The 23974-nt window shown below is 73.5% G+C and carries 19 protein-coding genes; 3 read left to right on the top strand and 16 right to left on the bottom strand.

Annotated features, from left to right (window positions below; translation table 11 throughout):
- Positions 1–142 precede the first annotated feature (142 nt).
- A complete protein-coding gene (locus BN6_RS13555; RefSeq protein ID WP_041312730.1) occupies positions 143–595 on the top strand; it encodes a PaaI family thioesterase in 453 nt (150 codons plus the stop codon).
- 131 nt (positions 596–726) lie between these two features.
- On the opposite strand, the gene BN6_RS13550 is transcribed toward BN6_RS13555, so the two are convergent.
- The 12 genes from BN6_RS13550 to BN6_RS13495 all read right to left on the bottom strand — a co-directional run bounded on the left by BN6_RS13550 (position 727) and on the right by BN6_RS13495 (position 15705).
- Positions 727–1746: an LLM class flavin-dependent oxidoreductase gene (locus BN6_RS13550; protein WP_015100218.1), complete on the bottom strand. Its 1020-nt coding sequence runs from the start codon at positions 1744–1746 to the stop codon at positions 727–729.
- 103 nt (positions 1747–1849) lie between these two features.
- Positions 1850–2956, bottom strand: coding sequence for an o-succinylbenzoate synthase (gene menC / locus BN6_RS13545; protein ID WP_015100217.1), 1107 nt, complete (start codon positions 2954–2956; stop codon positions 1850–1852).
- Positions 2953–3804, bottom strand: coding sequence for a GNAT family N-acetyltransferase (locus tag BN6_RS13540; protein WP_063641800.1), 852 nt, complete (start codon positions 3802–3804; stop codon positions 2953–2955). The genes menC and BN6_RS13540 overlap by 4 nt, the downstream gene beginning before the upstream one ends.
- A 721-nt stretch (positions 3805–4525) precedes the next feature.
- Positions 4526–6130 carry a PucR family transcriptional regulator gene (locus BN6_RS13535; RefSeq protein WP_015100215.1) on the bottom strand — a complete coding sequence of 535 codons (1605 nt, stop codon included), beginning with the start codon at positions 6128–6130 and terminating at the stop codon, positions 4526–4528.
- A gap of 62 nt (positions 6131–6192) precedes the next feature.
- The gene (locus BN6_RS13530; protein ID WP_015100214.1) at positions 6193–7317 is read right to left on the bottom strand and encodes a M20/M25/M40 family metallo-hydrolase; all 1125 of its coding nucleotides are present in this window, start codon (positions 7315–7317) and stop codon (positions 6193–6195) included.
- Positions 7314–8720: a serine hydrolase domain-containing protein gene (locus BN6_RS13525; protein ID WP_015100213.1), complete on the bottom strand. Its 1407-nt coding sequence runs from the start codon at positions 8718–8720 to the stop codon at positions 7314–7316. Before BN6_RS13525 ends, BN6_RS13530 begins: the two co-directional genes overlap by 4 nt.
- A 28-nt stretch (positions 8721–8748) precedes the next feature.
- Complete coding sequence (locus tag BN6_RS13520) at positions 8749–10323, bottom strand: ABC transporter substrate-binding protein (RefSeq protein ID WP_015100212.1); 1575 nt, start codon at positions 10321–10323, stop codon at positions 8749–8751.
- A 58-nt stretch (positions 10324–10381) separates the two neighbouring features.
- Complete coding sequence (locus BN6_RS13515) at positions 10382–11542, bottom strand: S9 family peptidase (RefSeq protein WP_041312727.1); 1161 nt, start codon at positions 11540–11542, stop codon at positions 10382–10384.
- Between the two features lie 13 nt (positions 11543–11555).
- A complete protein-coding gene (locus BN6_RS13510; RefSeq protein WP_015100210.1) occupies positions 11556–12338 on the bottom strand; it encodes an ABC transporter ATP-binding protein in 783 nt (260 codons plus the stop codon).
- Positions 12335–14107, bottom strand: a complete 1773-nt coding sequence (locus tag BN6_RS13505) for a dipeptide/oligopeptide/nickel ABC transporter permease/ATP-binding protein (RefSeq protein WP_015100209.1) — start codon at positions 14105–14107, stop codon at positions 12335–12337. Before BN6_RS13505 ends, BN6_RS13510 begins: the two co-directional genes overlap by 4 nt.
- 10 nt (positions 14108–14117) lie before the next feature.
- Positions 14118–15131, bottom strand: coding sequence for an ABC transporter permease (locus BN6_RS13500; protein WP_015100208.1), 1014 nt, complete (start codon positions 15129–15131; stop codon positions 14118–14120).
- 91 nt (positions 15132–15222) lie between these two features.
- On the bottom strand, positions 15223–15705 hold the full coding sequence (locus tag BN6_RS13495; RefSeq protein ID WP_015100207.1) for a serine hydrolase: 483 nt from the start codon (positions 15703–15705) through the stop codon (positions 15223–15225).
- Between the two features lie 145 nt (positions 15706–15850).
- Between BN6_RS13495 and BN6_RS13490 the strand changes: the two genes are divergently transcribed.
- Positions 15851–17323 carry an amidohydrolase family protein gene (locus BN6_RS13490; protein ID WP_015100206.1) on the top strand — a complete coding sequence of 491 codons (1473 nt, stop codon included), beginning with the start codon at positions 15851–15853 and terminating at the stop codon, positions 17321–17323.
- Positions 17324–17375: 52 nt separating this feature from the next.
- On the opposite strand, the gene BN6_RS13485 is transcribed toward BN6_RS13490, so the two are convergent.
- The gene (locus tag BN6_RS13485; RefSeq protein ID WP_015100205.1) at positions 17376–17678 is read right to left on the bottom strand and encodes a hypothetical protein; all 303 of its coding nucleotides are present in this window, start codon (positions 17676–17678) and stop codon (positions 17376–17378) included.
- A 119-nt stretch (positions 17679–17797) separates the two neighbouring features.
- A complete protein-coding gene (locus tag BN6_RS13480) occupies positions 17798–19057 on the bottom strand; it encodes a DUF2252 domain-containing protein (RefSeq protein ID WP_085983597.1) in 1260 nt (419 codons plus the stop codon).
- A 274-nt stretch (positions 19058–19331) separates the two neighbouring features.
- Between BN6_RS13480 and BN6_RS13475 the strand changes: the two genes are divergently transcribed.
- Positions 19332–19550, top strand: coding sequence for a three-helix bundle dimerization domain-containing protein (locus BN6_RS13475; protein ID WP_041312720.1), 219 nt, complete (start codon positions 19332–19334; stop codon positions 19548–19550).
- Positions 19551–19570: 20 nt separating this feature from the next.
- Here the strand turns inward: BN6_RS13475 and BN6_RS13470 are convergent, their stop codons facing one another.
- Entirely contained in the window at positions 19571–20143 is a 573-nt protein-coding gene (locus BN6_RS13470; RefSeq protein ID WP_015100202.1) for a hypothetical protein, read from the bottom strand.
- A gap of 85 nt (positions 20144–20228) precedes the next feature.
- Entirely contained in the window at positions 20229–23849 is a 3621-nt protein-coding gene (gene metH / locus BN6_RS13465) for a methionine synthase (RefSeq protein ID WP_041312718.1), read from the bottom strand.
- Positions 23850–23974 lie beyond the last annotated feature (125 nt).

Raw genomic sequence — 23974 nt, 5'->3', positions numbered from 1 at the left:
CCGTACCGGGTGGGCGCGTCGGGCACAGGTCACACTAGCACGTGCCGCTGTACGGTTTACCCGACGTACCCGGATGGCCGCACCTGGTGACGGGTGGTGCCCGGCCGCCGTCGCGGGCCGACCCCGTGCCTACTGTGGACCGGTGACCAGCATCCAGGAACGCCTGTACCCGGACCTCCCGTGCTTCGGGTGCGGCCACGCCAACGCCGACGGCCTGAAGTTGCGCAGCTACTCCGCCGACGACGGCGTGGTGACCGCGACTTTCACGCCGTGGCCCGCGCACGACAACGGTCTGGGCTTCCTCAACGGCGGCATCATCTGCACCGTCCTGGACTGCCACAGCGCCGCCGCCGTCATGCAGGAGGCCGACAAGCGCGGGTGGCCGCCGCTCGGCGACGCCGCGCTGTCCTACGTCACGGCCGGGCTGGACGTCCGCTACCTGCGCCCGTCGCCGTTGCACGACCCGGTGGAGCTGCGGGCGACGGTGACCGAGGCGTCCGAGGCGCAGATGACCGTCGACGTGTCACTGGTGTGGGACGGAAAGACGCGCGCCGAGGCGACCGCCCTGTGGAAGCGCTGGCGCCCCCGCGCCTGACTCCTCGCGTCTGACTCGACCGCGCACCCGTCCACCGGAGGCCCGGGATGCGGCACGGGGAGGATCCACGGCGACGGGCCAGGAGACTCCGGACCCGGTCGTCAGGTGACGGTGCTTCAGGTGATGGGGCTTCAGGTGGCGGGGCGCCAGCCGAGTGCGGGGCCCAGGCCGGTGGCGATGTCGGTCAGGATCTGGACGTAGTCGGCGTGCTCGAACGTGAACGGCAGGGCGAACGCCACCTCGGCCACCTCCCGGAACACCGCGTGCGCGTGCAGCCGCGCGGCGATCTCGGACGAGTGCCCCACCAGGTCCGGCGCGAACAGCAGCCGGGCCGGGCCTTGCGGCGACGCGGTGCGCGGCAGGCGTTTCGCGGCGTAGTCGTGGTACTTCGCCTTCTGCTCCGCCGTCGCCGTGTCGGTCGGGATCACCACCAGGCCCTGGGAGACGCGGGCCTTCTCGCCGTCCGGGTGGTGCGCGCGGAACTCCCGGACCTGGGCGAGCTGGAGCTGCTCGAACCCCGCGTCGCCGTCGGCCTTCACCACGCTGCTGGTCAGGTAGTTCATCCGGTTCTCGCCGGCCCACCGCGCCGACCGGGTGCTGCCGCCGCCGTACCACAGCCGTTCCGCCAGGCCCTTCGCGTGCGGCTGCACCCGGTCGGAGAACACCTCGATGCCCTCGGTGCCGCTGAACCCGGTCGCCCGCTCGCCCCGGACGAAGCCCAGCAGCCGTTTCACCCGGTCGTGGCTGAAGTCCTCCTGGTCGGCGGTGTCCGGGTAGAGCGCCTCGCGGACCCGGTCGTAGTGCGTCGGCGGGCCGACGCTGACGCCGGGGTTGAGCCGGCCGCCGGAGAGCACGTCGACCGTCGCCAGGTCCTCGGCCAGGCGCAGCGGGTTCTCCCAGCCGAGCGGGATGACGGCGGTGCCCAGGTCGATCCGGCTGGTCCGCTGGGAGGCCGCCGCCAGCACCGCGACCGGCGACGAGATGCCGTACTGGAGGTGCCGGTGGCGCACCCACGCGCTGTCGAAGCCCAGGTCCTCGCCGAACCGGATGATGTCCAGTGTGGACTCGTGGCCGGTCCTCGGGTCGTCGCCGTCGAACAGCCCGATGATGAGAAAACCCAGCTTCCGCAACGGTTCGTCGGGCAGCGGCACGGCACCCCTCCAGCGGTCCGCGGCGCGCTCCGGTGACCGCGCGCCGACGTACCCGATACTCCCAGCGTGCGCGGTGCCCGCGCGGGGCGTTCCACCAGGTGAACTACCCGCGCACCGGGACCCACTCCCGGCGTGCCCCGGCCAGCAGCTCCGGGATCGGCTCGACGCCCAGCCCCGGCCCGGTCGGCACCGCCATCCGGCCGTCGACCAGCTCGAACGGCGGGGTGAGGTCCTGGTGGAAGTACCGGCTCGACGCCGAGGTGTCGCCGGGCAGGGTGAAGTTCGGCAGCGCCGCCAGCGCCAGGTTCGCCGCCCGGCCGATGCCGCTCTCCAGCATCCCGCCGCACCACACCGGCACGTCGTGGGCCGCGCACACGTCGTGGATCCGCCGCGCCTCCAGGTACCCGCCGACCCGGCCGGGCTTGATGTTCACCACCTGGCACGCGCCCAGGCTGATCGCGTCGGCCGCCGCCCGCGCCGAGACGATCGACTCGTCCAGGCACACCGGCGTGGCGATCCGGCGCTGCAGCTCGGCGTGCCCCCGGATGTCCTCCTCCGGCAGCGGCTGCTCGACCAGCAGCAGGCCGAACGGGTCGAGCCGGGCGAGCTGACCGGCGTCCTTGAGCGTGTACGCGGTGTTCGCGTCGACCTGGAGGAGCAGGTCGTCGCCGAACCGCTCGCGCACCGCGCGCACCGGCTCGACGTCCCAACCGGGTTCGATCTTCAGCTTGATCCGCGCGTACCCCTGCTCCAGGTACTCGGCGACCGCGTCGAGCAGCTGCGGCACGCTGTCCATGATGCCGACCGACACCCCGCACGGGACGCTGTCGTGCACCGCGCCCAGCTCGCGCCCGAACGACACGCCCCGGTGCCGCAGCTCGGCGTCCAGCACCGCCATCTCCAGCACCGCCTTGGCCATCCGGTGCCCGGCGAACCGGGCCAGCGCCGGCCCGACCCGGTGCGCCTCGACGGCCGGCAGGTCGGCCAGCGCGGGCACCAGGTAGCGGCGCAGCACGTCGAGCACGCCCGCCAGGTACTCCGACGAGTACAGCGGGTCGAGCAGGGTCGAGCACTCGCCCCAGCCCTCCCCCTCGTCGGTCACCGCGCGCACCAGCAGCACGCCCCGCTCGGTCTCCACGCCGAACGACGTGCGGAACGGGGAGACCAGCGGGAGCGTGGTCGTGATCAGTTCGAAGCCGTCGAGTTTCACGCGTTGTCCTTCCGTGCCACCAGGTAGGAGCCGGTCCGGGAGAAACCGGTGACGGTCGACCCGGTCGACAGCTCGCCCGCCAGCGCCTCCCGGACCGCGTGCCGCCACGCGGCGGCGACCCGCGGCTCGGTCTGCCGCAACGACTCGACGTCGGGCGGCGTCGGCACCGCTACCAAGCCCGCCGACGACGCCACGACGTGCGGAACGCCCTCGTCCGTGCACCGGATCAGGGCGGGCACGCCGCCGTCGTCGGCCGCGCCGGCTGGCGGGAACGGCACGGCCAGGTCCCAGCCGACCAGCAGCCGGTCGGAGGCGTCGCCGCCGTTGATGCCGTCGGTCATCGGGCCGTAGAAGTCGGTCAGGTACGCCTCGGGTCGCGCGCCGAGCTTGGCCAGGTTGAAGTAGGCGTTGCGGCGCACCAGCGGGTCGAACGTCCAGGCGACGGTGGAGATGCCGCTCGCCAACGCCCACGCCCGCTGGTGCAGCTTGATCGCCGACCCGACGCTGCGCCCTTGCGCCTCCGGCGCGACACCGGCCATGTGGCTGTGCAGCCGACCGCTCGCGGGCACCCCGTTGAGCCCCACCGAGACGCCCACGAGCTGCTCACCGGCGTACGCCCCGACGACGTAGCCGCCCGCTTTGGACAGTCCGCGCAGAATCTCGACGGAGAGCGCGACGTGCTCGGCGTCGGGCCGCCAGATCCGCCGGTACAGCTCGTACGCCGCGCTCAGCTCGGGGAGCGTGTCGAGCGCCCGGATGGCGACGCCGGCCCGGTCCGCCGCGGCGAGCGCGTCCTGTCGGGACTGCCCGACCAACGCCGAGGCGTCGCGCGCAAGGAGATCCGTCATGCCGCCAATACTGCGGAGCGACCCCACCCCCGGTCTTTGTCCGAGGCCACCTAATGCCGCCGGGGCATTCGTGGAATCCCACCACGCCCCCGACCCGTCACCCGCCGTGACGAGCAAGACCACCCGGCCGGGCGGCGAAACGCGCCGCTGTTCACACTTCCGAGCCGACCCGCCACCCAGCCCCACGACCATGGCGTCGTGCCAACGCCACCAAACAACGCTTAACCACACCTTGGCCGCACCATCACCGCCCCGCACCAGCGATGCCTCACCCGCCGCCTCCACCCGCCGCGCGCCGCCTCTGGCCCGCCGCCCGGGGCGCGGGGCGCGGGGCGCGAGGCGCGAGGCGCGAGGCGCGAGGCGCGAGGCGCGAGGCGCGAGGCGCGAGGCGCGAGGCGCGAGGCGCGAGGCGCGAGGCGCGAGGCGCGAGGCGCGAGGCGCGAGGAAGGTTAGTGGATCTCCTGGACGGAGCGCCTGACTGACAGCGGCCGGGGCGGAAGGTGGTCGAGGCGGAACGCGAGCGCGGGCGAAAGGCGGGCGGGAGAAGACGGATGCGGTCCGGGTGGGGAGCGCTGACGATGGAGCAGCGGAGAGGCAAGGCGGCGGGGAGCGGCAGAGCAGCAGGAGCGGCGGGGACGGCGGGCAGCGGGAACGGTGGCGGGAGCCGAGAAGTCGACGGGCAGCGGGAACGGGGCGGGAGAGGAGCGGCAAGAGTGGCGGGTTAGGCGAGTAGGTTGCGGATGCGGAGTTCCAGCATTGCTTTGAAGCGGGCGTCGTGGTTGGTCAGGTCGATGCCGCAGATGTCCGACAGGCGGCGCAGGCGGTAGCGCATGGTGTTCGCGTGGATGTGCAGGGCCTGGGCCGCGTCGTGCACCGAGCCGAACTCGCGCAGGTACACCACCAGCGACTCCGCGAAGTCCGTGTGGTGTTCCGCGTCGTAGTCCAGCAGCCGGGACACCGGGGTCGGCAGGGCCGGGTCTCGGGCCAGCAGCTTCTCCCCCACTTCGTGCAGCAGGACGTCGAAGTACGCGTCCTCCACCCGCACCACCGTCGCGCGGTTCGCCGTGGCCGGGCTCCGGTTCACCGACGCCAGGGCTTTCAGCGCGTCGCTCCACGCCCCGAACACCCCGCCCGCGCCCTTCACCGCCGAGCCCACCACGACGTGCGCGGGCACGGTCTGGGCGAACCTCTCGGCCGCCGCCACGGCCCGCCGGCCGCCCGTCTCGGGCGCTTCCACCGGCAGCACGCCCACCACCCGACCGCCGACCGCGGCGGCGATGGCGCGGCTGCTCACGCCGGTGAGCTGGAGGTGCAGGATGTCGGCGTGCCGATCCAGGCCGCGCGCCGACAGGTCCAGGCCCGACCGCACCGGCTCGGCCACCACCAGGTAGATGAACTCGGTGTCGATCTCCAGCTCCTGCGCGCTGCGCGCGGCCTCCAGCTCGTCCTCGCCGACCAGCGCGCCGACGTAGCGCCGCCGCCGGTCCTGGTCGTGGGTGCCGCTGTCGATCAGCTCGCCCGCCCGCTCGGCCGCCGCCCGCAGGACCGACGTGTCGATCTCGGCGATCGGCGTCGCGGTGGCCACCCAGATCGAGCCGATCACGTACTGGCCGTTGGCGATCCGGATGGCCACCCGGGGCACGTCCAGCTCCGGCATCACCGCCAGGTCCACCAGCACCGGCTCGTCGTGGGCGTAGAGGCGTTCGAAGATCCCGGCGCGGCGCAGCTTCTCGGTGTACTTCGGCGGCACGACCCGGCCCAGGATGGTCTCGTGCCGCTGCGCGTCGCCCAGGTTCTGGTTGTCCGAGTAGCCGAGCACCTGGGAACTGAGGTCCTCGATGGTGACCGGCGCGTGCATCGTCGCGGCCAGCGCGTTGGCCAGGTCCGACAGCGACCGCTCCTTGTTCACCCGCTCCGGCTCGCCCCACCGCCGGCCGCGCGCGGTCTCCCGGTCCAGCGCGGTGGACAGCGCCACGGACAGCTGGCTCCACGAGATTCCGGGCGCGATCCGCAGCAGCACCAGGCCGCCGGTCGCCGCCTCGGCCGCGACCGCCTCGGGCAGGCCGGTGTCGTCGCGCAGCACCAGCGCGCACGCCCCGGCCGACAGGCACGTCCACACCACGTCCGCGATCTGCCGCTCCCCCGCGACGCCGACGCCGAGCACCACGGCCCGCTCCGGCCGCGCGGCGGTGTCGTGCGGGTCGTGGATGGCGATGCCGCCGACCCGGCGGGCCCCGGCCACGTCGCCCGCCAGCACGCTGAGCAGCGTCGCGCCGACCGCCTGGATCAGCGGCGCGAGCGGTGCCCCGGTGCCTGTCTGCGTCATCGCCGTCCTCGTTCCTCGCCGAACCGATCCCCCGATTCACTCTAATGCGCCTTTTGGCGCAGTCAGCCGGCCAGCAACCGGTCCAGCAGGTGCGCGAACAGCGCCACCCGGTCCGCGATCGGGGCGATCAGCACGTGCTCGTCGGGCGTGTGCGCGCCGCCGCCGACCGCGCCCAGCCCGTCCAACGTGGGCACGCCCGCGGCGGCGGTGAAGTTGCCGTCCGACGCCGCGCCCACCGCGAGGTCGGCCGGCGGGTCCAGGCCCAGTGCCGCCGCCGACGCCGCGGCCAGCGCGAACAGGTCCGCCGACGGGGGCATCGGCGGGTGCGTGACGCCGCCGTGCAGGACCAGCCGCGCGCCCGGCGTCCGGGGGGTCAGGCCGCGCAGGGCGGCGTCCACCCGGGCCAGTTCGGCGTCCGTGCGCGCCCGCACGTCCACCGCGACCCGCGCGGTGTCCGGCACGGTGTTCACCGACGTGCCGATCGACCCGGCGGTGGGCACGACGGTCGTGCCCACCGAGGCGTCGCCGAGCCCGGCGACCACCGGGATCTGCGCGGCCAGCTCCAGCCCGGCGTTGACGCCGCGCTCCGGCTCCAGCCCGGGGTGCGCGGCCCGGCCGACGACCTCCAGCCGGTAGCGCGCCACGCCCTTGCGCGCGGTGAGCAGCTCGCCGCCGGGCCCGGCGCCCTCGGGCACCAGCACGGCGGCGCACCCGGCGGACTCGCGCTCGATCAGCGCGCGGGCCGTCGCCGACCCGGCTTCGCCGTCGCCGGTGACCAGCACGCTCACCCCGGCCAGCCCGCCGGGCCGCTCCCGGACCAGCGCGCACGCCAGGAACGCCTGCACCAGGCCGGTTTTCATGTCGTAGCTGCCCGGACCGCGCAGCGCGCCGCCGTCGGCCACGGCGGGCAGCCGCTGCAGGCTGCCCACCGGCCACACCGTGTCGTGGTGGCCGAGCACCAGCACGCGGCGCGGCCCGTGGCCCAGCCGCCACCGCACGTGCGGGACGCCGTCGCGCGTCACGACCTCGCCGCGCACCCCGAAGTACGCCGCGCCGATCATCGCCACCAGCCCGGCGGAGCGCTCCAGCGCCCCCGGGTCCCCGGACGGGGACTCGCAGGCCACCAGCCGCAGCGCGTGGTCGATCAGCAGGTCGAGCCGATCGCGGGCGGCGTCCCGGTAGTTCACCGGTCGACGCGCTTGAACAGCCGGAACATGTACAGGTACTCGTCCTCCCCGTCGACCACGTGGGTGAACTCGGTCTGCGCGCCGTTCACGTCGGTCAGGAACCGGCCCTTGCCGGACGGGACGACCTCCCGGCGCGGCTGGACGGCGTCCTCGATGCCGGGCGTCTTGGTCTCCAGGTCCGTGTAGTACCGGCCGTCCTCGTCGCGGCCGATCGTCTGGCGCACCATCACCGTCTCGTACGTGCCGAGCAGGTCGTCGAGGTCCGCACCCTCCTCCACCAGCGGCTTGGGCGCGCTGAGGCCGAGTTCGGCGCCGATCAGGTCCAGCAGCTCGTCGGACAGGCCCAGGCCCCGGTCGGCGTTGGTGAGCACGCAGACCGCCACGCCGATCTCGGGGAACGTGACCAGCCGGGCGACCTGCCCGATGGTGTGGCCGCCGTGCTGGGAGGCGGTCACCGGGGCGCCGTCCGCGCGGCCCCAGTCGCTCAGGATCCAGCCCAGCCCCCAGCCCCGGTCCACTGTGGACACGCCCGACAGGTCGACCTGGAGGGTTCGCATGGCTTGGGCGGACTCGGCGGAGAGCACCCGCTCGCCGTTGAGGCCGACGCCGTCGCGCAGGTGCAGCGCGCCGAACCGGAGCAGGGCGTCGGCCGTGCCGGTGATCAGGCCGGCCGGCCCGACCGAGCGCGGCAGCATCCACACCTTGGCGGGCACGACCTTGCCGGCGGCGTCCGGGTCGGGGTTGTCCTGGTCGGGGTTGTCCTGGTGCCCCACGGCGGTGCGGAACAGCGGCGCTTCCTTGGCCCGGGTGATGACGTGGGTCAGCCCGAGGGGCCGCGCGAGGTGCTGGGCGACGGCGTCGTCCCAGGACGTCCCGCGCAGCACCTCGATGATCCGCCCGGCCAGCACGAACCCGGCGTTGCAGTAGCTCAGCGGGCCGCCCGGCCGGGTGTACGGGAGGGTCTCGGCCAGCGCGGCCACGTACTTCTCGACGCAGTCGTCACCGTCGCCGGTGTCCAGGAAGATGTCGCCGTCGATGCCGCTGGTGTGGGTGACCAGCTGCCGGACGGTCACCTTCGGGGCGTGCTCGGGGTCGGCCAGCCGGAACTCCGGCAGGACGTCGACGACCGGGGTGTCCAGGGTCAGCAGACCCTCGTCGACGAGCTGCATCAGCAGGGTCGTGGTCCACACCTTGCTGATCGAGCCGTACTGGAACAGGGTGTCCTCGGTGACCGTCACGCCGGTGTCCAGGCTGGTGACGCCGGAGACGAGCACGCGGACCTCCGCGTTGCCGTCGGCGTCGAGCTCCAGCACGCCCACTTGGACGCCCGGCACGTCGTGCGCGGTGGCGAGCACGTCCAGGCGTTCCTGCCACTCGGGCGAGGCGAGCAGTGCGTGGTTCATGGTGTCCTCTCGGGTTCGACGTCGGTGGTCAGGACGACTGGCGCAGCGACCACGGCTCGATCTGGAGCGAGCGGTCGGACTTGAAGCCCTGGTAGAAGTAGGAGACCTGGGTCCAGCCGATCGGCAGGATGTCGGCGGCGGCGACCAGCGCGGTCTCGGCGGCCACCCAGTCGGCGCAGCCCTGCGCGCCGAGCTTGCCGGAGGCCGCCGCCACCTTCTCGTCGTAGGCCGGGTTGGCGATCTTGGAGAAGTTCCCCGGGCCCGCGCCGCTGAAGAACGGGACCAGCATGTTCGGGAACGGGGCGGCCAGCCCCCAGTCGGCGACGTCCCAGTCGCCGGCGACGGGGTCGAACAGGATGGCGCTCGCGCCCGCCGGGTCGGTGGTCTTCAGGGTGGCCTTCACCCCGATCTTCTGCCACTCCTTGACCAGGTACTCGAAGCCGGCGACCCGCTGGGCGTCGCTGCGCACCACGACGACGAGCGCCAGCTCGCGGCCGTCCTTGGTCCGCGTGCCGTCGCCGGCCGCGGTCCAGCCGGCGGCGTCGAGGGTGCGCTTGGCCTCGTCCACCGAGTACTTCGGCGCGGCCTCGTGGATCTTGCCCGGCTGGCACACCTTCGGGTCGCCGGCCATGAACGACAGCGCCTCGCCGCCGTCACCGCCACCGAGGATGTCCGCCACCGCCCTGGTGTTGGTGGCCTGCACCAGCGCCTTGCGCACCGCCGGGTCGGCGGTCGGGCGGGTGGCGGCGTGGTTGAGGAACACCGCGGTCGACGGGAGGTTGAAGTCCAGCGAGGGCAGATCCGCGCCCGCGACCCGCTTGGCCTCCGGGCCTTCCACGCCGGCGCCGTTGGTCTCGCGCGAGAGCAGCAGGTTGGCCCGGGTGGTGTTGTCGCCGACCACGGTCACCACCACGGTCTTGGGCAGGCCCGGCGTCTTCGCGGTGGTCCCCATCGGGCCCCACGCGTAGTCCTCGCGGCGGGTCAGCGTGTAGCTGTTGCCCGCCTTGACCTCGGTCAGCTCGTACGGCCCGGTGCCGTTGAACTTGGCCGCGTGGTCGGTGGGCGCCTTCAGCGCGGCGTCGCAGGCGATGAACGCCTGGCCCAGGCTCTCCAGCAGGAACGGGGCGGGTCCGGACGCGGTGAGCGTCACGGTCCGCGCGGCCTCGTCCACGGTGGTGGTCAGCCCCGGCGGGACGAACACGCCGAGCAGCGGCGAGCCGTTCTTCGGCTCGGCGAGCCAGTCGAAGTTCGCGGCGACGGTCTTCGCGGTGAGCGGGCTGCCGTCGGCGCACTTGACGCCCTCGCGGACGGTGAACGTCGTCGCGGTGGTCGAGGTCTCCCACTTCTCGGCCAGCCACGGCCGGACCTCGCCCTCCGGGGCGATGGTCACCAGGCTCTCGTAGCCGAACGCGATGACCTGCCGGCTGTAGCTGTCGGCGGTGGTGTGCGGGAACAGCGAGCCGGGGTCGGCCTGGAGGGCGAGCTTGAGCGTCCCGTCCACCAGGGGCTCGCCGGAGCCGCCCGCGGAGGTGCCGGACGAGCAGGCGGCGAGCGCGAGCGCGGCGGTGGCGGCCACCGCGGTTGTCTTCGACCGAGTGTTCATGCGGAGGATGTCCTTCGGGGGTTGGGCCGGTCTCGCGGCGACCGGGGAGTGCGGGGGCTCAGCGCACGTGCTGGGCGAGCCGGGCGAGCAGGCGGTGCCGGTAGTCGACGCGCTGGGAGGGACGGCCGAGGAGGACGAACAGGTGCGACGCCCCGGGGTAGAGCACGAGCCGGGTCGGCACGCCGGTCTCGCGCGGGCCGACGAACCACTGCTCGGACTGGCCGACCGGGCAGCGCTGGTCGTCGGCGGCGTGCAGCAGGAGGGTCGGCGCGGTGACCTCGCGGACCTTGGCGATCGGTGACGCGGCCCGCAGCGCGGCCAGGTCGGAGACCACCCCGCCCGCGACCGCCGCCGCGAACACCTCCGGGTGGTGCGAGGTGAGGTAGCAGGTGGCGTAGCCGCCGTAGCTGTACCCCCACGGGATCAGCCGCGCCGGGCCGTTGCCGCTCAGCGCGGTCCGGTGCACGACCCGCGTGCCGTCGAGCAGCACGACCTCCGGAAAGCTGTCCACAGTGGACAGTATGGTGGCCGGTCGGCCGGTGCCCGCCACCGCCAGGCCGTTCAGGCTCTCGGTGGTGGAGCCGAACACGCGCCGGGCGGGAGCGTCCGGAGTGGACCAGTCGACCGCGTGCAGGTGGGTCAGCCCCTGGTCGCGCACGGCGAAGTACAGCGTGCGGCCGTCCGGGGTGAACCGCAGCGGCACGGCTTGGTCCGCCGCCCCGCCGGGGCCCGCGTGGACGCCGCGGTCCAGCTCCGGCGCGGCCACCTCGACGGTCTCCACGGCTCCGGTGAAGGTGGTGTCCCACCGGTCGTCGCGGTGGGTGACGTAGGCGATCGTGGTGCCATCCGGCGACCAGGTGACGCCGTCGATCACCGGCAGGCCGGTCACCGGCCGGGTCAGCTCGCCGAACGCCACGTCCAGCACCACCACGTCCAGCACCACCAGGTCCAGCCGCAGGCCGCCGAACCGGCCCAGCCCGTCTGCCTTGTGGAACGCGGTGTCCACCACCAGCGGCGCGGTCGGGTCCGGGTACGCGCCGAGCGTGACCACGGCCAGCCGCTTGCCGTCCGGCGACCACGCGCCGCCCAGCACGACGCGGTCGCCATCGCGGTCCAGGCTGCCCCGGACGAACACGGCGCGCGTCCCGTCGGCGGAGATCGCGGGGTGGGAGGGGACCCGGTCGGCCCACAGGTCGTCGATGGCGCACGTGCGGGGCATGGCGTTTCCGTTCTCAGACGCGGGTGAACAGCGGGACACCGATCTGCGGCACCGCGGCGACCAAGGCCCGGGTGGCGGGGTGCTCGGGCTCGGAAAGCACCTTCTCGACCGGCCCCATCTCGACCAGCTCACCGCGGTCGAGCACGGCGACCTGGTCGCACACGTACCGGACCACGGCCAGGTTGTGCGAGATGAACACCGAGGACAGGCCCAGGTCCCGCTGGATGCGCCGGAACAGGTTGAGCACGGTGCCCTGCACCGAGACGTCCAGCGCGGAGGTGATCTCGTCGGCCAGCAGCACGGCCGGCCGGGCACCCAGGGCGCGGGCCAGCGCCACCCGCTGCCGCTGGCCGCCGGAGAGCTGGTGCGGCAGCCGGCGGGCGAACGACGGGTCCAGGCCGACCAGTTCCAGCAGCCCGGCCGGGTCGTCGGGCAGTGACCCGTCGACCTTCGGCTGCCGCCGGCCGGCGTGGACGCCCTCGGCGATCGACCGCCCCACGGTCATCCGGGGGTCGAGCGACGAGTAGGGGTCCTGGAACACCATCTGCACGCGGGAGCGCGCCCGGCGCCCGGCCGGGCCGAGCACCGACTCGCCGTCCACCAGCACGTCGCCGGAGGTGGCCTGCTCCAGCCCGACCGCGACCCGGGCGATGGTCGACTTGCCCGAGCCGGACTCGCCGAGCAGCCCGAGCGTGGTGCCGGCGGGCACCGCGAAGCCGACCCCGCGCACGGCCCGCACCCGGCGGGCGCCCCGGCCGTAGCCGACGACCAGGTCGCGAACCTCGAAGGCGGTCATTCCCCCGCTCCCTTCACGAAGTCGCCGACGGTGGGCAGCGGCGCGGACTTGTCGGTGGTCAGGGTCGGGATGGAGGCCATCAACGCCCGGCTGTAGGGGTGCGCGGCCCGGCCCGCGACCAGGTCGGCGGTGGTGATGTCCTCGACGACCTCGCCCTGGTACATCACCAGCACCCGGTCGCAGAACCCGGTCACCAGCGCGATGTCGTGCGAGATGAACACGACCGCGGCGGCGTGCTCGGCGGCCACCCGGTCCAGCAGCCGCAGCACCTCCCGCTGCACGGTGGTGTCCAGCGCGGTGGTCGGCTCGTCGGCGATGATCAGCCGGGGGCGGCCCATCAGGCCCATCGCGATCATCGCCCGCTGCCGCATCCCGCCGGAGAACTGGAACGGGTACTGCTCGGCGCGGGCCGCCGGGTCGGGGATGCCCACCTCGGCGAGCCGGGCCACCGCCCGCTCACGTGCCCGAGCAGCACCGGTCCCGCCGTGCAGCAGGGCGACCTCGGCGACCTGCGCGCCGACCCGCAGTGACGGGTTGAGCGAGGACATCGGGTCCTGGAAGACCATCGACAGCGCGGTGCCCAGGTGGTCGCCCCGGGCCTTGACCTGCTTGCGGGTCAGCCCGGCGTACTCGAAGCCGTCGAACCGGATCGACCCGGCGTCCACCACGCCCGGACCGTCTACCAGCTGCGCCACCGACAGCGCGGTGAGGCTCTTGCCGGACCCGGACTCGCCCACGATGCCGACCCGCTCGCCGGCCGCCACGTCGAAGCTCACGCCGCGCACCGGCGACCGCCAGCCGTCCTCGGTCGGGAACCGCACCCACAGGTCACGCACCGACAGCACGGCCGACCGGTCCGGCTCGGCGGCCGGGGCCGTCCGGGTCGGCCGGGACCCGAGCCGGCGCAGCGACAGCACCGGGGTGATGCCCACCGCCCGGCCGACCGCGTCGCCCAGCATGGTCAGCGCGATCCCGGCCAGCACCACGGCCGCCGCCGGGCCCAGCGCGGCGGCGGGCTGGAGGTACATCCGGGACAGGCCCTCGGCGAGCAGCCGGCCCCAGTCGTAGTCGGGGGCCTGCACGCCCAGGCCGAGGAACGACAGCCCGGCGAACGCGGTCAGGCTGTTGGCCGCCGCAGCGGTCGCGTTGACCAGCACGACGTCCCCGATGTTCGGGATGACGTGCCGGAACAGCACCTTGGAGCGGGACACGCCGAGCACCCGGGCCGCGCTGATGTACTCCATGCCCGCCACGCTCGCGGCCATGGTCTGGCACAGCCGGGCGACGGTGGGCGCGATGGCCAGGCCGAGCGCGAACACCGCGCCGACCGTGCCCTGGCCGAAGAACACCGCCAGGAACAGCACGAGCAGCAGCGCCGGGAACGCCACCAGCATGTTCACCGTGGACACCACGAGCCGCCCGAGCCACACCGGCAGGACGTAGGGCAGGCAGCCGACGACCACACCCAGCACGACGCCGATGACGGTGGCCAGGAGGCCGTAGAACAGCGACGTCCTGGTGGCGACCAGGGTGCGCAGGAGGATGTCGCGGCCGGACGCGTCGGTGCCCAGCCAGTGCTCGGCGGACGCGCCGCGCCCGATCGCGGCCAGGTCCTCCTGCGCCGCGGCGTCACCCCACAGCACGGGGGCCAGCACCGCCAGGCCGACGAAGATGAGGGTTCCGACGACGCCGATGACTGCGGTCGGGCTCGCCAGGTGCCGCAGCACCGGGCGGGAACGGCGCACGGCCGCGCCGGGGAGTGTGGACATGCGTGCCGCCCTAGACCGTAGCGATGCGGGAGCGCGGGTCGAACAACCCGATCAGCAGGTCCACCACGAGGTTGACCACCAGGATGAGCGCGCCGTAGACCAGCACGATCCCCTGCACCAGCGGGTAGTCCCGCTGGGTGATGGAGCCGACCACCACCTGCCCGATGCCGGGCCAGGCGAACACCGTCTCCACGAACACGCTGCCCGCCACCAGCGAGCCGAGCACCAGGCCGGCCGTGGTGAGCGTGGGCGCGAGCAGGTTGGGCAGCACGTGCCGCAGGTACAGCCGGGTCCGGCTCATCCGCTTGGCGCGGGCGGTGCGCACGTAGTCGGTGTCCAGCACGGTCAGCGTCGCCGCCCGCACGATCCGGGCCAGCGCGCACACCGCGCCGAACGCGAGCGCGGCGACCGGCAGCACGTACGAGTCCGGCCCGGACTGCCCGGCCACCGGCAGCAGCCGGGCGTTCACCGACAGCACCAGGATCAGCACCGCGGCCACCACGAACACCGGCACGACCGTCACGAACCCGGTCACCGCGGAGAACACCGCGTCGAACGCCTTGTTCCGCCCACCCCGGACGGCCTCGGCGGCGAACATCCCCAGCGGCACCCCCACCACCAGGATCACCACGATGGCCAGCAGCGAGAGCTCCAGCGTGGCGGGCATCCGCTGCGCGATGACCTCCGAGACCGGCAGCCGCTTGCTGTAGGACAGCCCCAGGTCGCCCTGGAACAGGTCGGCCCAGAACCGCGCGTACTGGGTGAGGATCGACTCGTCCAGCCCCAGCTCCGTGCGCCGGCGCGCCACCTGCTCCGCGGTCGCCTCCGCGCCCAGCGACAGCCGCGCCGGGTCGCCGGGCAGCAGCCGGACCATCAGGTAGGCGGCGGTGACCAGCACGACCACCGACGCCACGAGCCGGCCGAGCCGGCGGGCCAGGTAGCGCGCCAGCGGGTGTCGGACCGCGTCGGGCACCCGCTCCCCCGGTGGGGCCCCGGCGTCGACGTCGAGTGTTGGGGTGGACATGCGGCAATCCTGCGTTTGCGACCCAGATCACTTCGTCGGACGATCCGACCGAACTTCCACCGCCGGGTAGTGGGATCGGACAACACCGCCGTCAGCCGGTGCGCCCGAACAGCCGACCGGCGAACACGTGATCGACACCCAGGTGGGTGAGCAGGGCGAATTCGCGCCGCGCGCCGTTGCGGGCGGTGAGCACGCACAGCGCCACCCCGGTTCGGGGAACGAGACCAGTTCGGCGAGCCGGCCGCTGGTGCTGCCGTTGTGGTGCGCGGCCGCCGTGCCGCCCCAGCCGGGCCGACTCGGCGGACAGGATCCGCTCGCCGGTGAGCCCGACGTCGTCGCGCAGGTGCGCGGCGAACCGGAGCAGGTCGCCGTCGATGCCGCTGGTGTGGGTGAGCAGGTGCCGGACGGTGATCTCCGGGCCGTGGTCGGGGTCGGCGAGGCCCGCCGCCGGCACCCGCACCCCGCCCTCCGGGGTCAGCAGGCCCACCTGGAAGCCGGGCACCCGGTGGCGTGCGGCGAGGTCGTCGAGCCGGGCCTGCCAGTCGGCACCGGCGAGCACGGTGGCGTCCGCCATGCGGGGTTCCTCTCGTGCGCGGATCTTTGGTCGAGCGTCCCGCTCCCCGGCGAGCCGGGTCATCGGGGGAACGCACCAACCCGACCTCGCCGGCTTGTCGGTCGCGACGACGTGCCGGCGGACCGCCGCGTGGTGGACTGGCGGCATGGTGCTGCTGCGTGGCGGCCGGGTGCTCGATCCCGGCACAGGTGTCGACCGGGTCGCGGACGTGCTGGTGCGGGACGGGAAGGTGGCCGCGGTCGGGCCGTCGCTGCCCGCCCCCGGCGGCGTGCCGGTCGTGGACGTCACCGGGCTGGTCGTCGGGCCCGGGTTCGTCGACCTGCACAGCCACGTGCACAGCATCGCGGGCCACCGCCTCCAAGGACTGGACGGCGTGACCACCGCGCTGGACTTGGAGGCGGGCCTGACCCCGATCGGCCGCGCCTACGCGCGGGCCGCCTGGGAGGGCCGGCCGCTCAACTACGGCTTCTCCGCGTCGTGGGGCGCGGCCCGCGCGCAGGTGCTGATGGGGCTGGAGCCCGACGCCGACTTCCGCAGCGGCCTGCACCTGCTCGGCGACCCCCGCTGGCAGCGGTCCTCCAGCCCGGCGGAGCTGGCGGCGTGGGTGGCGGTGCTGGAGCGCGAGATCGGCGCGGGCGCGCTCGGCGTCGGCGTGCTGCTCGGCTACGCGCCCGACACCGACCCGGCCGAGTACCTGGCGGTGGCCGCGATGGCGGCGCGGGCCAACGCGCCGATCTACACCCACGTGCGCGAACTGGTCGAGTCGAACCCGGACACCCCGGTGGACGGGTCGTTCGAGGTGGTCCGGGCCGCCGTCGAGACCGGCGCGTCGATGCACCACTGCCACGTCAACAGCACGTCCCGGCGGCACGTCGACCGGGTGCTGGGCCTGCTGGAGAAGACCCGCGCGGAGGGGTCGCGGGTGACCGTGGAGGCCTACCCGTACGGCGCGGGCAGCACCGGCATCGGCGCGTTCTTCCTCGCGCCCGAACGGCTGGCGGCGTGGGACATCACGCCGGGCGACATCATGATGGTCGAGACCGGTGAGCGGGTCGCCGACGTGGGCCGGCTGAGGCAGTTGCGGGAGACCGATCCCGGCGCGCTGTGCGTGGTGTCCTTCGTCGACGAGGAGAACCCGGCCGACGCGGCGATGCTGCACCGCGCGCTGGCCTTCCCGGACTCGATCGTGGCCAGCGACGCCATGCCGGTCCTGTGGCCGGACGGCACCCACGAACGCCGCGAGTGGCCGTTGCCGCCGAAGGGCCGCACCCACCCGCGCACGGCGGGCACGTTCGCCAAGTCGCTGCGCCTGATGGTCCGCGAGACCGGCACGTGGTCGTGGCTGGAGGCGTTCCGGCGGTGCTCCTGGCTGCCCGCCCGGGTGCTCGACCCGATCGCGCCCGGCGCGGTGGCCAAGGGCCACCTCGGGGTGGGCGCGGACGCCGACATCGTCGTGCTCGACCCGGAGCGGATCACCGACACCGCCACCTACCTCGACCCCGTCCGGCCGTCGGTGGGCGTCCGGCACCTGCTGGTGGCCGGCACCTTCGTGGTGCGCGACGGGGACGTGCAGGTCGACGCCCTCCCTGGCCGTCCGCTGCGCGGCGAGCCCGCGTAGCACCCGAACGGGCGGCGGTCCGGTCGGTGGACCGTGCCGCCGCCCGTCGTGGTCAGGCGACGAAGACGCTGCGGCCACGGTCGCGGACGAGGTCGTCGCCCACACCGTCCGGCCCGATGATCTGCACCAGCCGGCCTTCGCAGTCGCGGTCGTCGAAGACGAGGACGTTCTCGTCGGTCAGGTTCCGGATCTCCTCGTAGCCGTACACGTCGTAGCAGCCGCGCGGGTCTTCGATGGCGCGACCGGACAGCAGGAGCACGCCCTCGGCGGCCGACGCCGGCGCGGCGGCGATCGCCAGGGCGAGTGCCGCGGTGGTGGCCAGAACGGTGATCCGGGCGGTGAGACGTCGAGTCATGTGGTGTCATCCCTGGTTCGGCGGTGGGGCGGGGCCCCGTCCGTCCAACGTGGACCACGACCCCCGCCTCCCGCACGGCGACACCCCGACCCGGTGGGCTGAACGCCGGTCACGCGGGGTCAGCGCGCGGTCGACTCCACGCCCTTGATCCGGCCGTCGCGGAACGCCTCCACGAACAGCCGGTGGTCCTCGCGGGTGCGCTGGGCGTAGCGCAGCGCGAACTCCACCATGGACTCGGTGAACTCCGCCTCCCGGTCGCCGACCACGTGCGCGATGGCCTCCTCGACCTGGAAGTCGACCAGGGTCTGGTCGGAGTCCGAGTCGGCCACGCAGTGCATCTTCGCGGTCGCCCGCCCCAGGTACTCCAGCACCGGCAGCATGTCGGCCGGCTCGGTCAGGTCCGACCAGTCCAGGTCGGACTCGTACGGCGAGAGCTCGGCCACCACGTACCCGACGCCGTCGATCGTGGTGTGCCCCAGCCACGGGTCCGCGTGCGCCTGCAACGCCCGCTGCGACACGGCGGTGCGGTGGCCGTGGTGGGTGAAGTAGCGGCGGATCCGCTCGTCGGCCACGATCCGGCTGGGCGCGGCCACGCTCGCCTGCTTCATCGACAGCACGACGTCGTTCTCCAACGCCTGGGTGCGGCCCTCCACCAGCACGTTGTACGCCGAGAGCCCGGCCGACCCGATGCCGAACCCGAAGCGCCCCACCACGTCCTTGACCGCGTAGCTGAGGCTGCTCGCGGCCCGCTTGCCGCTCGGGATGGTGTCCAGGTACGCCTCGAACGCCGTCACCGCCCTGGCCCGCTCGGCGTCGTCGAGCTCGCGGATCCCCTCGCGGTCGCGGCGAAAGCGGCGCTCGTAGTCGACCACCGCGGTCTTCTGGTCCAGCAGGCCGACGCGGGTGGCCAGCCGGGCGCGCAGCAGCACCCGGTGCAGGACGCCGTCCGTGCTGTCCAGCCGCAGGCCGAACAGCTCGTCACCGGGGTGCTCGGCGAACGCGCGCACCTGGCGGACGTAGGCCGAGACGTAGGCGCGCACCAGGTCGGCGATGGTGTGGTCGGGCAGCGCCTTGCGCCAGCCCAGCAGCGCGAGGCTGGCCGCGAACCGGCGGACGTCCCAGGTGAACGACCCGAGGTAGGCCTCGTCGAAGTCGTTGACGTCGAACACCAGCCGGCCCTCGGCGTCCATGTAGGTGCCGAAGTTCTGCGCGTGCAGGTCGCCCTGGATCCACACCCGGCCGGTGCGCTCGTCGGCCCACTCGTCGGGCTCGTCGGCCATGTCGGCGTAGAACAGGCAGGCGCTGCCCCGGTAGAAGGTGAACGGCTCGGCCGCCATCTTGCGGAACTTGTGGCGGAAGGCGGCCGGGTCGGCCGACATCAGGTCCGCGAACGCGTCCTGGAGCACGGCCACGATGCGGTCGCCGCGGTCAGTCACGACGGTCTCCTCTCGACGGCCGGACGCTAGTCCACGCCGCGCCCGGTTCGGCGTCGACTCGCACACCCGTTCACCCGCAGTTCGGCGGTCCGTCCGCGAAGTCCCCCGCGCCCGGTCGAAGCAACCACGGGACCCACCGTCGGTTCATCCTGCGTTTCTCCGGAATTTACCTGGTCTGGTTACTCCGAGGGGGCCCGCCGTGAACAGGAGGCACCCGTTGAGCAAGACCGCCGACGACTTCGCCGCCGAACACCCCGACGACCACCTGGCCGCCGTGGACGCCCGCCTGATCGACCACCACCCCACCGTCCCCGCCGAGGAGATCCGCCGCCTGCGCCGTGAGGAGTCCTCCCGCTTGGCGGGCTCCCGGATCACGTCGTTCGCGGCGATCCTGGTCGAACGCGCCACCCGCCGACGCCTCGCCGGCGGGCTCTGACCCACCCGGCGGCCACCCGGTCACCGCCGGGTGGCCGCCACCACCTGCGCCGCGATGACGTCCTCCAGCGGCGTGTACACGTCCGGCTCGGACGAGGTGTGCACGGTGATGCCGCCGGTCAGACCGGCGTGGAACAGCCCGGAGCCGCCGCGCCCGACCGACACGCAGTCGCGCAGCGCGACCTCCTCGGCCCCGGCCGACCCCCGCAGGAACAGCGGGGACCCGAGCACCGCGTACACGTCGCCCACGGCCAGGCCCCGGTCCCGGGCGGCACGCCGGTCCCGCACCGCGTGCAGGGTGGTGCTGAGCCGGAACACCTGGTCGTCGAGGCTGATGGCGACCTCGCCCACCTGCCAGACCGCGGCGCGCGGGGCGTAGCCCGCCGGGCGGAACAGCGTCGACTTGCGCGGCGCGATGACCTGCACCGGCCGCACGCCCGCCGCGCGCAGCCGGTCGCGGCCATCGGCCAGCAGCGCCAGGATCTTCGGCACGGCGACCTCGGCCACCGCGTCCGCCCGGTCCTGCCTGGCTTTGAGGGCCGCGTCCCGGCGGTCGGCTTCGGCGGCGGCCTTGCGAATGGCGTCGTCCAGCATCGGGTCCCGTTCGGCGGTGGCGGTCGACGCCGGAACTCGGCGTCGACCGTGCATCGCCCCGGCCGGACGGCCCGTTACGCCGGGCTCAGTCGATGTCGTAGGCGAGGTTCGGGCGCAGCCAGCGCTCGACCTCCCGCACCGACGTGCCCAGCCGCTTCGCGTAGTCCTGCACCTGGTCGCGGCCGATCCGCCCGACGTTGAAGTACCGCGACGCCGGGTGCGCGAAGATCAGCCCGCTCACCGCCGCCGCCGGCGTCATCGCGAACGACTCGGTCAGCGCCAACCCGGCCCGCTCCGCGCCCAGCAGGTCGAACAGCGGCTGCTTGAGGCTGTGGTCGGGGCTGGCCGGGTAGCCCATCGCGGGCCGGATGCCGCGGAAGCGCTCCGCGTGCAGGTCCGCCAGCGACGGCTCCGCGCCGGGTTCGAACCACATCCGCCGCGCCTGGAGGTGGATGTGCTCGGCGAACGCCTCGGCCAGCCGGTCGGCCAGCGCCTTGGTCATGATCGACCGGTAGTCGTCCTGCTCGGCCTCGTACTTCGCGGCCAGCACCTCCGCGCCGTGCACGGCCACCGCGAACCCGCCCAGGTGGTCGCCCTCGGGCGCGACGTAGTCCGCCAGGCTCCGGTTGGGCCTGCTCTGCGGCTTGGTGGTCTGCTGGCGCAGCATCGGCAGCCGCACCCGGCCGCCGTCGAGCACCAGGTCGTCGCCGTCGGAGGTGGCGGGCCAGAAGCCGAGCAGGCCGCGCGCCTGGAACGCCCCGGTCGCGATGATCTCGTCCAGCAGGGCGTTGCCGTCGTCGAACAGCTCGCGGGCCACCGGCTCGTCGAGGATCGCCGGGTACTTCCCCTTGACCTCCCAGGCCAGGAAGAAGAACTGCCAGTCGATCATCTCCCGGAGCACCTCGATGTCCGGCTCGACCAGCCGCACCCCGGTGAAGTCCGGCACCGGCAGGTCGGCGAAGTCCACCACCTCCCGGTTCTCCCGGGCCTTCGGGTAGGTCAGCAGCGGCACGCTGCGGCGCTCCTCGTGCTGCTTGCGCAGCCGGTCCTGCTCGGCGTGGTTGCGCGCGGTCAGCGCGTCCGACCGGCCCGCGTCCAGCAGCTCGGACACCACGCCGACCACCCGCGACGCGTCCTGGACGTGCACGGTCGTGCCCTCGTAGGCGGGCGCGACGCGGACCGCCGTGTGCTGGCGGGACGTGGTCGCGCCGCCGATCAGCAGCGGCAGCTTCACGCCGCGGCGCTGCATGTCCGACGCCACCGTGACCATCTCGTCCAGCGACGGCGTGATCAGCCCGGACAGGCCGATCGCGTCCGCGCCCTCGGCCACCGCCGTGTCGATGATGACCGACGACGGCACCATCACCCCGAGGTCGATCACCTCGTAGTTGTTGCAGCCCAGGACCACGCCGACGATGTTCTTGCCGATGTCGTGGACGTCGCCCTTCACCGTGGCCACCACGATCTTGCCGGGCCCGCGCCGGGTGTCGACCCGACCCTCCAGCCGGGCCTTCTCCTTCTCCGCCTCCATGTACGGCTCCAGGTACGCCACCGAGCGCTTCATCACCCGCGCGCTCTTGACCACCTGCGGCAGGAACATCTTGCCCGCGCCGAACAGGTCGCCGACCACCTTCATGCCGTCCATCAGCGGACCTTCGATGACCTCCAGCGGCCGGGCGGCGTTCTGCCGGGCCTCCTCGGTGTCCTCCTCGATGAAGTCCACGATCCCGTGCACCAGCGCGTGCGACAGCCGCTGTTCGACCGGGGCCTCCCGCCACGCCAGGTCGGCGACCCGCTTGGTGCCCGAGCCCTTGACCGTCTCGGCGTGGGCGACCAGCCGGTCGGTGGAGTCCGGCCGGCGGTCGAACAGCACGTCCTCGACCAGTTCCAGCAGGTCCTGGGGGATGTCCTCGTAGACGGCGAGCTGGCCGGCGTTGACGATGCCCATGTCCAGCCCCGCGCGCACCGCGTGCAGCAGGAACGACGAGTGCATCGCCTCGCGGATGACGTCGTTGCCGCGGAAGGAGAACGACAGGTTCGAGATGCCGCCGCTGGTGCGCGCGCCGGGGCAGCGCTGCTTGATCCGGGGCAGCGCCTCGATGAACTCCTTGGCGTAGCCGTTGTGCTCGGCGATGCCGGTCGCCACGGCGAGCACGTTCGGGTCGAAGATGATGTCCTCGGGCCGGAACCCGACCTGCTGCACCAGCAGGTCGTAGGCCCGGCCGCAGATGGACACCTTGCGGTCGGCGGTGTCGGCCTGGCCCTGCTCGTCGAACGCCATGACCACGACGCCCGCGCCGAAGTCGCGGATCGCGCGGGCCTGGGCCAGGAACGGCTCCTCGCCCTCCTTGAGGCTGATCGAGTTGACCACGCCCTTGCCCTGCACGCACTTGAGGCCCGCTTCGAGCACGCTCCACCGGGAGCTGTCGATCATGATCGGGATGCGGGCGACCTCGGGTTCGGTGGCGATGAGGTTGAGGAAGGTCGTCATCGCCTCCTCGCTGTCGAGCAGGTCGGCGTCCATGTTGACGTCGAGCAGGTTCGCCCCGCCGCGGACCTGCTCCAGCGCCACGTCCACCGCGCCCTGGTGGTCGTCGGCCTCGATCAGCCGGCGGAACCGCTTGGAGCCGGTCACGTTGGTGCGCTCGCCGATCATCACGAACCCGGTGTCCGCGCCGATGGTGAACGGCTCCAGCCCGCTGAACGAGGTGGCCGGGGCGGGCCCGGTCGCCTCCCGGCCGGGGGTCAGGTCCTTGACCGCCGCGGCGATGCGCGCGATGTGCTCGGGCGTGGTGCCGCAGCACCCGCCGACCACGTTGACGATGCCGGCGTCGGCGAACTCGTGCAGCAGCTCGGCGGTCTCGTCCGGGGTCTGGTCGTAGCCGCCGAACGCGTTGGGCAGCCCCGCGTTGGGGTGCGCCGCGGTGTAGGCGGAGGCGATCCGGGCCAGTTCGGCGACGTGCGGGCGCATCTCGGTCGCGCCCAGCGAGCAGTTGACGCCCACCACGAGCGGCTCGGCGTGCTCGATGGACCGCCAGAACGCCTCGACGGTCTGCCCGGACAGCGTCCGGCCGCTGAGGTCGACGATCGTCACCGAGATCCACAGCGGCAGGTGCGGCGCGACCTCGCGGGCGGCCGACATGGCGGCCTTGGCGTTGAGCGTGTCGAAGATGGTCTCGACCAGCAGCAGGTCGACGCCGCCCTCGTCCAGGGCCGCGATCTGCTCCGCGTAGGAGGCCTTGACCTGGTCGAAGGTCACCGCGCGGTAGGCCGGGTCGTCGACCCGGGGCGACAGCGACAGGGTGACGTTGAGCGGGCCGACCGAGCCCGCGACGAACCGCCCGCCGACCTCGTCGGCCGCCTGCCGGGCCAGCCGCGCGCCCTGCACGTTCATGTCGCGGACCAGCGACTCCAGCCCGTAGTCGGCCTGGGCGATGCCGGTGGCGGTGAAGGTGTTGGTGGTGGTGATGTCCGCGCCCGCCGCGAGGTACTGCCGGTGGACGTCGAGGATCACGTCCGGGCGGGTGATGTTGAGCAGGTCGGGGTCGCCGGCGACGTCCTTGTGGTGGTCGTGCAGGAAGTCGCCCCGGTAGTCCGCAGGGGTGAGGCCGGCGTTCTGGAGCATGGTGCCCCACGCGCCGTCGAGCACGGCCACGCGGCGGTCCATGAGCTGCCGCAGGGCGTCGATCTTCGCCGAACCGTTCATCCGGACACCTCCCATTGACATGGAAGGCGCCCTTGTCCGGTGGTCCCCGGGGCGAGCGTGGCGGATTCGCATCCGTTGCAGCGCCTCTCGCTCCCAGGCCGCCCAGCATACCGAAAGATCAACTT

Source organism: Saccharothrix espanaensis DSM 44229 (genome assembly GCF_000328705.1).
Classification (GTDB): domain Bacteria; phylum Actinomycetota; class Actinomycetes; order Mycobacteriales; family Pseudonocardiaceae; genus Actinosynnema; species Actinosynnema espanaense.
Note: the sequence above shows the minus strand (reverse complement) of the source record. Positions and strands in the feature narration are given on the sequence as shown.

Bases quoted from the DNA above. Each gene is read 5' to 3' on its own strand.
- BN6_RS13535 (WP_015100215.1), bottom strand. From the start codon at position 6,130: ATGACGCAGACAGGCACCGGGGCACCGCTCGCGCCGCTGATCCAGGCG.
- BN6_RS13490 (WP_015100206.1), top strand. From the start codon at position 15,851: ATGGTGCTGCTGCGTGGCGGCCGGGTGCTCGATCCCGGCACAGGTGTC.
- metH (WP_041312718.1), bottom strand. From the start codon at position 23,849: ATGAACGGTTCGGCGAAGATCGACGCCCTGCGGCAGCTCATGGACCGC.
- BN6_RS13520 (WP_015100212.1), bottom strand. From the start codon at position 10,323: ATGAACACTCGGTCGAAGACAACCGCGGTGGCCGCCACCGCCGCGCTC.
- BN6_RS13540 (WP_063641800.1), bottom strand. From the start codon at position 3,804: ATGACGGATCTCCTTGCGCGCGACGCCTCGGCGTTGGTCGGGCAGTCC.
- BN6_RS13510 (WP_015100210.1), bottom strand. From the start codon at position 12,338: ATGACCGCCTTCGAGGTTCGCGACCTGGTCGTCGGCTACGGCCGGGGC.
- BN6_RS13500 (WP_015100208.1), bottom strand. From the start codon at position 15,131: ATGTCCACCCCAACACTCGACGTCGACGCCGGGGCCCCACCGGGGGAG.
- BN6_RS13470 (WP_015100202.1), bottom strand. From the start codon at position 20,143: ATGCTGGACGACGCCATTCGCAAGGCCGCCGCCGAAGCCGACCGCCGG.
- BN6_RS13525 (WP_015100213.1), bottom strand. From the start codon at position 8,720: ATGAACCACGCACTGCTCGCCTCGCCCGAGTGGCAGGAACGCCTGGAC.
- BN6_RS13485 (WP_015100205.1), bottom strand. From the start codon at position 17,678: ATGACTCGACGTCTCACCGCCCGGATCACCGTTCTGGCCACCACCGCG.
- BN6_RS13495 (WP_015100207.1), bottom strand. From the start codon at position 15,705: ATGGCGGACGCCACCGTGCTCGCCGGTGCCGACTGGCAGGCCCGGCTC.
- BN6_RS13505 (WP_015100209.1), bottom strand. From the start codon at position 14,107: ATGTCCACACTCCCCGGCGCGGCCGTGCGCCGTTCCCGCCCGGTGCTG.
- BN6_RS13480 (WP_085983597.1), bottom strand. From the start codon at position 19,057: ATGTCGGCCGACCCGGCCGCCTTCCGCCACAAGTTCCGCAAGATGGCG.
- BN6_RS13515 (WP_041312727.1), bottom strand. From the start codon at position 11,542: ATGCCCCGCACGTGCGCCATCGACGACCTGTGGGCCGACCGGGTCCCC.